Here is a 12,528-nt window from a genome sequence, read left to right on the forward strand (position 1 = left end):
TTTAACCCTTCAAACCAAATCCAATACCATGCGCCTAATCCCTACTCAAAAGAACATCGGCACGGCATTGCTGCTTGTGGCGTTACTCACCCCATTTCTTTTTCTGAATGGCTGTTCGTCCGAAAAGAAAGACGGAGCCGCTTCCGACTCCACCAAACGTCCGGTCGTGATCGGCTATGTTGGCGGCTTCCACGGCTTGCTGAATACCAGCAACATCGAAGCCAAAATGCTTACGCACATCAACTACGCTTTTGTCAATATCAAAAATGGCAAGGCATTCCTGGACAACGAAAAGACCGACACGACCAATTTCCGTCAACTCAACCTGCTGAAAGCCGACAATCCTGATCTGAAGATCCTGATCTCGATCGGCGGCTGGGCTTGGAGTGAGAACTTCTCCGACGCGGTCCTTACCGATTCTTCCCGCAAAATTTTCGCAAAAAGCAGTGTCGAGATCATTAAAAAATACAACCTCGACGGCGTCGATATTGACTGGGAATATCCTGGCCTGCCGGGAGAAGAAGGAAATGTATTCCGCCCAGAAGACAAGCAGAACTTCACCGAAATGTTTCACGCGATCCGCAACGAACTGGATCTGCTGGAAGAGGAAACCGGCAAGAAAAAATTACTTACCACCGCTGTGGCAGGCTGGGTTGAGTTCCTCAGCGCCACCGAAATGGGTAAGGCGCAGCGATACCTGGATTACGTAAACCTAATGACCTATGATCTTTTCCAGGGCGACACAGCTGTTCACCATGCAAGTTTATACCCTTCAAACATCTATAAAACAGCCAAATCAGTGGATAATGCCGTAAAAGGCTTCCACGCGGCGGGTGTTCCGATGGAGAAACTGGTAGTGGGGCTGCCGTTTTATGGTCGGATGTTTACGGTCACGAAACTTGACAAGGGTCTTGGGCAGAAGCAAATCAAGCAACAGTATATTGATGGCTATACTTATATCAAAGATAGCTTAGTCAATAAAAAAGGATATAAAGAATATCGGGATACGGTCGCCAAGGCACCTTACCTCCTCAATGCGGAGACAGGCGACGTGCTGAGCTATGAGGATGAAGAGTCCGTGCGGGAAAAATGCAAATATGTACTCGCCAACAAACTGGGAGGCGTGATGTTCTGGGAGTACGACTCCGATCCCAAAAAGTATTTGCTCACCGAGATCGACAGGTCGTTAAAGTGACATCTATCCTCCATTGCAGAGGGTATAAACCCTGGTTGGGAAGTGGGGCGTGCCTGCGGCACTGGTTTTTCGGGCTGGCCGATTAGAGGTTAGAAAAGTCGCCATTCGGTTAGCTCGTGGTAGCCTTCGGTTAGTTCGCCCGTCCGGAACTTGTTCACTATCTCATGCGCTTTTCGCGTGGGTTCGGGCAAGCGGTGCCTGCCGGTACATCTCAAGGCGAGTGTCAGGCTGTCTTCGAGACTCATCTGATGGCCTGGTGAAATGAACACAGGTTTGACATCATCCTTGGTGCGAACTGCATAGCCGATCACATCACCTTTGTCGGTAACATTCGTGTACTCACCTTTCGATTCGCCGGGCTCTGTGTATTGCCCGGCGAGTTTCTTTTTAGCGCAACCCATCGTAACTGCACCTGTAAGGACTCCAAAATGGGAAGCAATGCCCATTCTGCGGGCATGCAGGATGCCGTTGCCATCGAACATGATCACATCTGGTTTTACCGGTATTTGCTCGTAGGCTTTCAGAATGGCTGGGATTTCGCGAAATGCGAGATAACCCGGCACATAGGGGAATATCGTGCTGCTTTTAACCAGCGAACAGGCGATCGGTTGCAACTCAGGGTAGCTCAGGATTACCAGCCCTGCATATACTGTCTCACTGTACAGCGTTAGCGAGATATCGGCACCTGCAATGGTTTTAATCTCTTTCTGAAGTGGTTGCAAATTCAGATGGCTTCTGAGTTGTTGCTGAATGAGCGTGGCCTCACCGATCGTCAATTGATCATAATTGAATTCGGGAGTGACCAAGCTTCGGTTCAAATCGTCTGGCATGATATTTCCTGATTGCATATCAAAGTTCTTTACCCAGCTATAATCAAAAACCAGGCCACTTTCATGGAACACACCTCCGTCAAACGCAAATGGGCGAATTGGAAATTCATTTCCTTCGTTGTCATACTGATCGCCATCTTTGTTAAATTCTATGTACTCGACGAACACGACGAAAACGCGGTGGTGACCGTAGAGCTCGATCTCCCACAGGTCGCGTTACGCAATCAGCAGGAAGTGGCGGCCATTCTCGGCGACGGCAAGCTCGAAAGTTTCTACAATGACGAAAAGGCCGGCTGTGAGAAATGCCCGAAAGTCTCCTACCGCGAGGGTAAAGTAGAGATCATTTACATCAACGATATTGCCGATCAGATCAGGCTTAACAATCTCTCCGACTTCGAATTTGAAAACCGGGTCATCCTGGGCCTGCTTAATCTATCCGAAAACATTCCCCCGAAAGTGGATGAAGACGGCCTGAAACGATGGGATAATTATCAGAAATACACACAGATAGCCGCATTCTCCAAAAAAGGCCATGTCGATTACATCCTCATTAAAAGTAAAACCGAATGATATCTAGGGCGCAGACTTTTTGCTCACCCGGCTTAACATCGCATATCCCAGAATTCCGGATAAAATCGAGCCGGTAAGAATTGAAAATTTTGCTTCGGAGAGAATCGTATGCTCGCCCGGGAAGGATAGCAGTGCAATAAAGACGGACATGGTGAAGCCGATCCCACCAAGCATTCCCACGCCAACAATGTGCGCCCAGCCAGCCTGGCTGGGCATGCTGCTTATTCCCAGTTTAACGGTAAGCCAGGAAAAAAGACTGATACCCAGCGGCTTTCCTACTACTAATCCGAGGATAATACCCATACCCAGCGTGGTTGTAAGACCCTCGACCATTCCTGCTTCGAAGGTGATATTAGTATTCGATAATGCAAAAACCGGCATGATGACGTAATTCACCGGTTTCATCAGCATGTGTTCCAACTTTTCCAACGGCGATTCCTGCGCATTGGGTGTAGTAGGGATCGCGAAGGCCGTGAGTACGCCTGCAATGGTGGCGTGAACGCCCGAATGGTGGATGAAATACCAGATGAACGCGCCGGGAATAAGATAAGCAGCCAGACTCTTCACGCCAAGCCGGTTCAGAGCCAGTAACACGGCGAAAATCCCTCCTGCGTAAAGTAAATAGGTGTAGTGTAATTCGGACGAATAGAAAATAGCGATCACTAATATCGCCATGAGGTCGTCGACAATAGCGAGTGCTGCAAGGAAAATTTTAAGCGATGCAGGTGCTTTGCTACCCAGCATGGTGATAATGGCAATAGCGAAGGCAATATCGGTCGCCATGGGGATTCCCCAGCCTGCGGCGGTGTGCGTGCCGCTATTGAGTAAAAAATAAATCGTTGCAGGGGCCACCACACCTCCTAGCGCGGCAAAAATAGGCAATGCCGCTTTTTTGAACGACGACAGCTCGCCTTCCACCAGCTCCCTTTTGATTTCAAGTCCTACCAGCAGAAACAAGACCGCCATTAGCCCGTCGTTGACCCAAAGCAAGACTGGATAGCGCAAATGAAAAGTGTCCGTATCGACGCCCAGTTCAATACCGAGCAAATTTTCAAAGGCTCCGGCCAAGGGTGAATTGGCGATGATAAGGGAAATAACTACGCAGATGATCAGGATACTGCCACCCAGCGACTCCGATTGTACAAATTCTCTGAACGGTTTAAGATTGATCATTTTAGTCATGCCGGCAATATAGTAAATCCGCCCAAAATAGAATGCATTCAGAAAATTGCACTTTTTCAGTAAAAACCAGATTATTAATGAGCTAGCACATATTTGAATATTTCAAAACACAAGAACACTCAAAATGCCATTAAATCACTCATCACCAATAAAAACCATTCACATAACCGTTAGATCACTCATTCAATAAATATGCAATCATTCCTAAAATCCCATTTATATTTGCATCATCAAATAAGACAAAGACAAGAAACAAAAAATAAATAGAGCTATGAAAACTTTGATCACAACCTTCGTAAGTGTTATCGCATTGACCAGTTCAGTTGCTTTTGCAGACGACAATAAATCAGCCAATACCATCAAAAATACATTGCCAGCATCAACCCCAGCGGTAGAAACTCCGGCACCGCCAAAAGCGAAAAGCACAAACACGTACATTACGTATACCCCGACTCAGAAAGCGGCGATCGTGGAGCTTAAAACCACGAAATAGTTTTTACAAAATTGAAAGGTGAAATTGAGATGTTAAAAAGGAGGGCAAATTGCACCTCCTTTTTTTTATGTCCCTACAAACAGGAGATCAGGCCGCAGCGAGTGGTGGACCGCTCTTCTCGGCCGACCGGTCCGAACGGCATTTATCGAAATAAATATTGCTTGCCGCAAGCAATAGCAGCCCGAGGCAAAATTGCAGATAAGAGAACTGCATCAGCACCCGCGACCAGCTCAGGTCTTTCATAAAAAACTCCTTGTAAAGCAGCAATCCTACGCTGCCCATATAGCCGATACTTTCGCAGATATAGACAAAATACCCCGCATTGGCCTTGATGCGGTACAATGCGATCATCCGCTCGAAAACGACAGTTTGCAACACCGTGTAGGCCAGGAAAAGCCCCAGCCCCACCAGCAGCATCCAGTAAAAGCCACTGATGACCGATTTCTCAAACAATAATGTACCTACGCCGATCAGGATTATACCGCCAAAAAGGATCAGGTAAGCAAGGCGGAAACCAGCGAGGTTATCCCGCACAAAAGCCAATGCCCCGATGATGACCAGCACAACGACACCCGTGATCATTTCGGTGGTCGTGAGCACACTGCTACCCCAGTGCGAATCGATTTCGTTCCAGATTTCGATCGTGAAATTGTCGCGGAAATCGCGCACAACTACAAGGGTGGCATAAAAGATGACCAGGCATACGATCGGAAAACCGAACCGTCGCATGACTAACCGCTTGTCCCCGCTCGTCATAGGCACGCGCTCAGTGCGTAATGCGATATCTTCGGCCGTCGGTTTGGGGATCACCGAAAGCATCCAGACGCAGATTAAAAACAGGGGCAGGAAAAGTAAACCCATAAAAAACGGCATCCAGAACTCCGAGATACCGGGAAAAATGCCGTGAATTTCGAGGTACGTCGTCTTAAGAATCCCCGACGCCACTACCACGCTGATATTTAAACCCATCGCCAGCATTTCGGTAAACCGGCGGCCTTCCAGGAAACTGAATACCACGCCATAGACCATTCCAAGTGGCAGGCCATTCATGAATAGAAATACAAAATTATAGGGATAAGGCACGAGCCCGAAAAATAGCAGCGCCAGTTCCGCCACGAGGATCAGTCCGATCACCAACTTGACCCGTGCATTGTGCTTCAACTCCGAAATCACTTTAATGCCCGCAAACTTGGAAAGTGTGTAACCCGCCACTTGCGAAATGATCAGGATCGCCTTGTAACTTACCTCGCCCAGTTCCAAGCCCTGGTAAAGCCCTGCATTGAATGGCTTGCGGAATGCATACATACAGAAATAAGCCCCAAAGGAAGCAATGACAGCCCAGCTGATAAAAAACGTATTCGATCGCGTAAGTGCTTCTTTCAGGCGCATATGGTCAAAATTGTTGAGTTTTTATACCAAAACCGAAGCCATTTCAATGGCCTTTTCCAGAATCTGCAATGCTTCTGAGAGTTGCTCGCGGGTAATAATCAGCGGAGGAGAAAGTTGTACCACATTCCCCTGCGACACTTTGAAGCTTAAACCGTTTTTGAGACATTCATACATGACAATTTCGGCCTCCTGCACAGCTTTTTCCTTTGTCCCGCGGTCCTTTACCAATTCCACGCCCCACAAAAGACCGATCCCGCGCACCTCGCCGATGAGGGGGTATTTTTCTTTCAGTTTTTCCAATGACTCCCGCATAAACTCCGCGTCGGCATTCACTTTATCCAGAATGCCGTTCTGCTCGATGAAATCCAGCATTGCCAGCGCCGCAACGCTACCCAACGGACTTTTTTCATGCGTAAAATGCCCCAGCGATACACTTTGGGCTACATTATAGCCGTCACGCGCCACAATGGCGGCCATGGGCATCACACCACCGCCCAGCCCTTTACCCAAACAAACAATATCCGGCTCGAAGCCATAATGCTCAAATGCGAACATCTTGCCCGTGCGCCCGAATGCGATGGGTATTTCGTCGAGGATGAGTAGCACTTTATGTTTGGTACAAATATGTCGAACCCGCTCCCAATAGCCTTGTGACGGGATCTGCACATCGGTATTCCTAATCGTTTCGATCACAAATGCCCCGATATCACCCTCTTTTTCAATCACATATTCGAGATAATCAGCATAGGGCAAATCGCCATTATCTGCCGCCGCAAAAGGCCCCCGATAGGTCATCGGCGGCGGAATGCGCTCCACACCGGGCAACAAAGGCCCCATATCTTTTCTAAAATCCAGCTCACCACCTGCTGAAATAGCATCCAGAGAAGCACCGTGAAACGAGTCCCAGAGTGAAACCACTTTATGCTTGCCCGTGACGATGCGGGCGAGTTTGAGCGCCATACTGATCGCCGAAGTCCCTCCCGGCGCAAAAAGTACACGGTTCAGGTCGCCAGGCATAAGGTCGCCCAGCTTTTTGGCCAGCTCAATGGCGGGAATATTGGTGTACCTGCGCGGAGAAAACGGCAGGATGTCCATCTGCTCTTTCAGCTTTTCGATCACATACGGATGTCGGTAACCAAGCTGATGGACATTGTTGCCATGGAAATCCATATAGCGCTTTCCCTGCACGTCGGTCAGGTAAATGCCTTCGCACGAAACAAGCACATCGAGGCAGGGCGTGGAGAGCGATTGGTGCAGAAAATGCTCCGCATCCTCGTGCAGCCAACCCGACGTTTCGGGATCGCTGATCACCGCATACCAGTCCTGACGCGCGGATGATAGATTAATGTCGCCTTCCGTTCGGTTGTGTACAGCTGCCATATGCAGGGTTTCAGGATGTTATTTTACAAAGAGCTTGTCGGCCGGAATGAGTTGCTTGGCGATACCCGGACCGCGATAGAAAGCGTCGAGCCAGAACCCTCCGCCATTGTTATAATATTGTATTTTAATCGGATGCTTACCGGCTTTCAGCTCAACGGAGCCTGTTTTTTCCTCCACACCGTGGTTACCGTCGTTGTTCACCACTTCCTTGCCGTCCACAAAAAGCTTGCTGCCATCGTCGGACTGCGTCGCAAACTGGTATTTCCCGTCCTGATCGATCTGAATAAAACCCTCGAACTGAATAGCAAAGCTTTTACCTTCTGCTCCAAGCATTTTTTCAACCTCCTCTTTCACCATCCCAAACTCAGGAGCTACCCACGACTTGCCTTTTTTGAGCTTCGTAAAATCAGGTATTTTATTCAAATCCTTACCCTCGTAAAACGTGGCGGTAATGCCATTACCCTGCCCGGATTTTACTAACCTAAAATACGCAGTCGAAAGCATACTGGAATTATCTTTTGCATCAAAAGTTCTGGCTTTCACGACGGTAGTCTTGCTGACAGTAAATGGCTGTGTGTATACAGGCGCAGTTGCGCCCGGGTCGGAGCCGTCAACAGTGTAATGCGTCGTACCTTTTTCAGCTTTGGTATCGATCTTCACCGTCGCAGTTTTATCCACAAACAATCCACCAGCTTGCTGATACAACTTCCTTTCGGGATGAATTACCGGCGCATCCACGGTTTTTTCGCCGAGCCAAAGGTTTTGGGGTTCATCAAAACCCGTAAAAGCTGGTTTCACCGGTCTGCCGATCCAGGCATAAGGCTGTTCCACCCCCAAAACAAATGCAATGGTTGAGGCCAGGTCATAAGTATAAACCTGCTGCTGTATCTGATAACCCTTTTTCACCCCAGCCCCATAAAATACACCGGCAATTTCGGCTTCCTGGGGTGTAGCACCGCCATGCCCATAACCAATTCCGCCATGATCAGCCCAGAGTATGACCAGCGTATTCTCAGCCATTCCGGCTTCCTTGATACCTGCCAGAATTTTGCCGATCAACGCATCAGCTTTGCTTACCGATTCATAATATTCCTTTGAACCGTGCCCGCCATGATGCCCTGCGTGATCGACATGGTCTAAATGCACGAAACCGAGTTTGGGCTTTTTGGTTTTGATATATTGAATAAAATCGGTCGCGGTAGAGTCTTCGGTCGAGAAATGCCTGTCATAATTCACCGCGTTCTTTTGAAAAAGTCTTCCAAAACCACCCCAGTGGTATACGGCACCGATTTCCGCATTGGGTTGTGCCTTATGTAAAATACTGAAAATGGTCGGAAAGCGACCGTCAGCCTCCTGCGTAATGGGCGGGAGCGTGTGGTCGTCCATTTCCCAGTCGTTATTAATAATTCCGTGCTGCTCCGGCCCCGCACCCATGATCATCGACGCCCAGTTCTGGCTGCTTGCAGAGGTGAGCACAGTGCGTACATTCCATTTCACGGCCCCATTTGTGACCATGTTGCCGATGTTGGGCGCTTCGGCCTTTTTAATGCCGTCAGGACTCAGCCCGTCGACCCCGATCACGATCACATGCTCGATACCCGCAGGTTTGTCGTCGGATTGAGGATGAAACGCCGACAGCATCATTGCCGCTGCCAACACGCAGAAAACTCTCGCAAACATATATTCAGGATTTAGGATTAGTACATTTCCGACTGGTAGGTTCCTCCAACCACTTCATCGCAAAGCCCGAAGGAAAGCGTCATTCCATTTCCGCCGAGACCATTGATAATCGTCACACCGCTTTCCGGTTTCATCACGATTTCCGTTCCGCCATTGGTCATTTTGGGATAGATCCCGTGCCAGGTCTGATACACTTTCGGCGATTTAAACTGCGCGAATGTGCCCAGGTAATCCAGGATCATGGTGTTGATAAATTCCCGGTCGAAAGGGTCGAATGTAAGTGCATACTCATGCGAATCACCCACCGTAATCTCCCCCAGACCATTCTGCGACGCCATTACGTGAATGCCCCATTTGAGATACTCCGCATAATCGCGCTCATATCTTGCTTTCAGGCCGGGCAGGGAAGCCGCCGCTTTGAAACCATGATAATGGATAAAAGACAAGCCGCCACACAACGCCGGCCCGATTTTCCAGTCGTCCGGCTGCGCTTCGAGACGCATCATTTGCAACTTGCATTTAGTCAATGGCGCAGCGGAAAAATGTTCGGGATAGAGCGTTTCAAAATCCTGACCGCTGCAAACAAATATTTCATCCGCCGACCAACTATTATTTCCGGAATGCACCGACGGATATTCCACCTTCGAAATCGCTGTATTCCAAATAAACGTAACGCCGAACGCCGCTTCCAGGTAACCCGGAATGGCCGCGATCGCTTCTCGGGGATCGACAATCATTTCATCTGTCGAATACAACGAACCCAGCAAATTTTGACCATTCACGGCTGGCGACTTTGCGAGCGTCTCAGCCGCATTCAGGAAACTTACGGGCCGGTAGGCACTCACTTCCACAAATTGCTGGATCACCTCCAACTCGTCCTGATGATAAGCCATATGGAGACTCCCCCCTTCGTACGCCCAACATTTGGCACCCGCCAACACTTCCTTCCAGATGCTTTTTGCATGCAATGCTCTTTCATAAAGCTTTCCTTCCGGCTGGCCGATCGGCCATACCATGCCGAAGTTTCGTATCGAAGCACCCACAGCCTTTGAGGAGCGTTCGATAACCGTAACTTGATAACCGCGCGTGGCCAAAGCCCTTGCCGTCGCCAGGCCCACAATGCCTGCGCCGATGACAATCGCAGATTTGCTCATTCCTTATCAGTCAAAAATGTGAACAGATTAACTTTTCGCCGCCAGCGCATGGCTCGTTGCAATAATACCGGGCACCTCAGCGATGTCGTCGATGATATGCGTGGGGTTGTATGGCAATAATTCCTCGCGGGTAAATGCGCCGGTCGTGATACCGATTGAATATTGGCAGCCGGCATTGATACCTTCATTGATATCCACTTCGGTATCCCCCACTTTCGCAACACGCTCGGCAGACTCAATACCCAGTGCGGTCATAATTTTACGGATCATATCAGGATAAGGCCGTCCGTGCGGCACTTCATCACTGGCTACGAGGTGATCTATTTTGTTTTCCCAACCCAGGCGTCCGATGATCACATCGGCAATATCACGCGAGAAACCTGTATTTAAGGCGATTTTAATACCCTCCGCGCGAAGTATATCAAAAGTCTCCTCCACATGCGGCAAAGGGCCGATCTCGGTTGTTGTTTTATAAAAAGCAATCATTCCTTTCACAAAATGTGTGTGAATCGCATCCACCAGCTCATCTGTGATCTTCGCCTTGTCGGGCTCGCGCACTTCGAGCATCATTTTAATAGCCAGCGGCTTCTCGTAACCCATTAGCGGGTTTACGTCCCCGATCGCGATATCATAGCCCTGCGATTGCATCGCCTGCTGAAACGCGACCCCTACAAAATTCTTATCTCTGACAGTCGTGCCTGCCATATCGAAAACTACCAGTTCTATCGACATTCCGATTGGTATAAATTGGTGAACTAATACTGAACTTTTGTCAACCACTCGCGGGTCATCCGAGTTCCAGGGTTTCGACCTACAAATGTTAAGTAAGATTAAACCCAGCAAACGTTCACGAATACTTCCAGTTGTGATTTACAGCTCCAAAATATCAGAAAACTAATTCAAACACAAGAAAAAGTTAACTTATATTAAAAATTCGACATAGTAATGCCTCGAATGCTGTAAAAGTAGCGAACGATATATTCCCGAAGGTTAAGGAAATGTTAATTAATATTTAACACAGAAAAGAGAAAAGCGCCCTACCCTATTGCGCTTCGTTGAAGAAGTAGATTACCAGCAACACTGCCTCGTCACAGTCGTTACATTTGAGGTTGTGTAACTCGTTGGCATCAAAAAACATCGAATCCCCTTCGTTCAGGATATATTTATTTTTCCCGACGGTATACTCGACAGCCCCCGACAATACATATTTGAATTCAAAGGCATTGGTGCGCACCATCGGCCGTTTTGCATCTTTTTCAAGCCGTAGCAGCACCACGTCGATGTGGTTATCCTTGAATTGCTTGCTGAATATCCGCTGATAAAAATAACCCTTCGCGTTTTCCTTTGTAAAAGGCTGATATTCCTCCTTCCGCCGGATCAGCACATTTTCACCCGGAGCGGTTGATATGATATCTTTGAAGAAAACGTTCAGGTCAATATCCAATGCCTTGATCAGCCCCAGCATCACAGGCAATGAGGGGATCGTTCGGCTGTTCTCGATCTGAGAAACCAGACTCTTGGTAACACCAGCCTCGTCGGCGATCTCCTGAAGGGTCACCCCTTTACTTTTTCTGACTTCCTTTAATTTATTGCTGATCTGAAAAAGAATATCCTCCTGCATATTGCTGAGCGTGATAACCGGTTACTTTGGTTGAATATAGTTACAAAGTAAATCCTAATTTTCATCTAAAAACAGAAAATCTCCCGGTTGCGGCGGCCGGGAGATTACTGAGGCAAACTTAAAGTGATCATGCGTTCAGCCAAGCAGCCCGGTGACGGGACGATGGCTCTGGAAGTCCCTGAGGTCCCGAAGCACCGATTCCATCGTCAATAAGGTTGCCCGGTGCACATTGGGACCAAAACTTACTCTTGCTACGCCGAGTCTCTGAAGAACGTCCAGGTCGGGCACCCCCGCCTTCGCCAGGATATTTACAGGCACCTTCAATGCCCCTGCCAAAGTCTTGATCGTAGTCTCCTCCGTCGCAAAAATCGGATAAACCGAATCTGCACCCGCATCCACATACGCACGCGCCCGCTCGATCGAGAGCGCCAGCTTTTGGTCTTCCGAAAAGTCGGTTTTGACCAAAAATACATCCGTACGGGCATTGACAAACAACCGTGTATTTTCGCGCTCAGCCACCCGTGCTATCAATTTCAGCTTTTCCACTTGTTCCGCAACAGGCACCAGTTCGCGGCTTCGCACGTCGGTATCCTCGATATTGATCCCCGCTACGCCCGCTGCGATCAGGCGGCGGATATTTGATTTCAGGGTTTCGCGATCACTGGCATAACCCGCTTCCATATCCACTGTCACCGGCACATCCACCGATTTTACGATCTGTGAAACAATGGTCAGCAAGAAATCAAACGGGATATGCTCACTATCCTCATAGCCATGTGCGCGGGAAACGGCAGCGCTGGCTGTGGCCACAGCTGCATAGCCGAGCTTTTCGAGCATAACCGCCCCTGCCGCGTCCCATATATTGGGCAGCACGAGCATTTTACCACTATGGTGTAGTTTTTTAAGCAGATCCGCCTTTTCGGATTGAGTGCTCATTCGGATCGAACGACTATTGAACATAACTCGGCGCAGCGTTTAACAGTGACAACGTAGGTAATCATAATGAATAAGTGAATTTTGAATGACTGAATAGG

General features: G+C 48.6%; 12 protein-coding genes. 3 read left to right on the top strand and 9 right to left on the bottom strand.

Annotated elements, in window-relative coordinates; translation table 11 throughout:
* The first annotated feature begins 28 nt into the window (after positions 1-28).
* Positions 29-1,195 carry a glycoside hydrolase family 18 protein gene (locus LZD49_RS23955; protein ID WP_234670215.1) on the top strand — a complete coding sequence of 389 codons (1,167 nt, stop codon included), beginning with the start codon at positions 29-31 and terminating at the stop codon, positions 1,193-1,195.
* A gap of 89 nt (positions 1,196-1,284) precedes the next feature.
* On the opposite strand, the gene nfi is transcribed toward LZD49_RS23955, so the two are convergent.
* Positions 1,285-2,025 (bottom strand): deoxyribonuclease V, encoded by a 741-nt coding sequence (gene nfi / locus LZD49_RS23960; RefSeq protein WP_234670216.1) that lies wholly within the window; start codon positions 2,023-2,025, stop codon positions 1,285-1,287.
* A gap of 63 nt (positions 2,026-2,088) precedes the next feature.
* On the opposite strand from nfi, the gene LZD49_RS23965 reads away from it, so the two are divergent.
* Positions 2,089-2,595: a hypothetical protein gene (locus LZD49_RS23965; RefSeq protein ID WP_234670217.1), complete on the top strand. Its 507-nt coding sequence runs from the start codon at positions 2,089-2,091 to the stop codon at positions 2,593-2,595.
* Between the two features lie 3 nt (positions 2,596-2,598).
* On the opposite strand, the gene nhaA is transcribed toward LZD49_RS23965, so the two are convergent.
* Complete coding sequence (gene nhaA, locus LZD49_RS23970) at positions 2,599-3,777, bottom strand: Na+/H+ antiporter NhaA (protein WP_234670218.1); 1,179 nt, start codon at positions 3,775-3,777, stop codon at positions 2,599-2,601.
* A 271-nt stretch (positions 3,778-4,048) separates the two neighbouring features.
* On the opposite strand from nhaA, the gene LZD49_RS23975 reads away from it, so the two are divergent.
* Positions 4,049-4,270, top strand: coding sequence for a hypothetical protein (locus tag LZD49_RS23975; RefSeq protein ID WP_234670219.1), 222 nt, complete (start codon positions 4,049-4,051; stop codon positions 4,268-4,270).
* An 87-nt stretch (positions 4,271-4,357) separates the two neighbouring features.
* On the opposite strand, the gene LZD49_RS23980 is transcribed toward LZD49_RS23975, so the two are convergent.
* The 7 genes from LZD49_RS23980 to LZD49_RS24010 form a co-directional block, all read right to left on the bottom strand.
* The gene (locus tag LZD49_RS23980; RefSeq protein WP_234670220.1) at positions 4,358-5,659 is read right to left on the bottom strand and encodes a DUF5690 family protein; all 1,302 of its coding nucleotides are present in this window, start codon (positions 5,657-5,659) and stop codon (positions 4,358-4,360) included.
* A gap of 21 nt (positions 5,660-5,680) precedes the next feature.
* On the bottom strand, positions 5,681-7,039 hold the full coding sequence (locus LZD49_RS23985; RefSeq protein WP_234670221.1) for an aspartate aminotransferase family protein: 1,359 nt from the start codon (positions 7,037-7,039) through the stop codon (positions 5,681-5,683).
* Positions 7,040-7,057: 18 nt separating this feature from the next.
* Positions 7,058-8,719 carry an alkaline phosphatase family protein gene (locus LZD49_RS23990; protein WP_234670222.1) on the bottom strand — a complete coding sequence of 554 codons (1,662 nt, stop codon included), beginning with the start codon at positions 8,717-8,719 and terminating at the stop codon, positions 7,058-7,060.
* 17 nt (positions 8,720-8,736) lie between these two features.
* Entirely contained in the window at positions 8,737-9,873 is a 1,137-nt protein-coding gene (locus LZD49_RS23995; RefSeq protein ID WP_234670223.1) for a TIGR03364 family FAD-dependent oxidoreductase, read from the bottom strand.
* Positions 9,874-9,900: 27 nt separating this feature from the next.
* Positions 9,901-10,605: an HAD-IA family hydrolase gene (locus LZD49_RS24000; RefSeq protein WP_234670224.1), complete on the bottom strand. Its 705-nt coding sequence runs from the start codon at positions 10,603-10,605 to the stop codon at positions 9,901-9,903.
* Between the two features lie 310 nt (positions 10,606-10,915).
* Positions 10,916-11,494 (bottom strand): helix-turn-helix domain-containing protein, encoded by a 579-nt coding sequence (locus LZD49_RS24005; protein ID WP_234670225.1) that lies wholly within the window; start codon positions 11,492-11,494, stop codon positions 10,916-10,918.
* Positions 11,495-11,629: 135 nt separating this feature from the next.
* Entirely contained in the window at positions 11,630-12,430 is an 801-nt protein-coding gene (locus LZD49_RS24010; protein WP_234670226.1) for an isocitrate lyase/phosphoenolpyruvate mutase family protein, read from the bottom strand.
* Positions 12,431-12,528: the final 98 nt, after the last annotated feature.

The organism is Dyadobacter sp. CY261, from assembly GCF_021440085.1.
Classification (GTDB): Bacteria; Bacteroidota; Bacteroidia; order Cytophagales; family Spirosomataceae; genus Dyadobacter.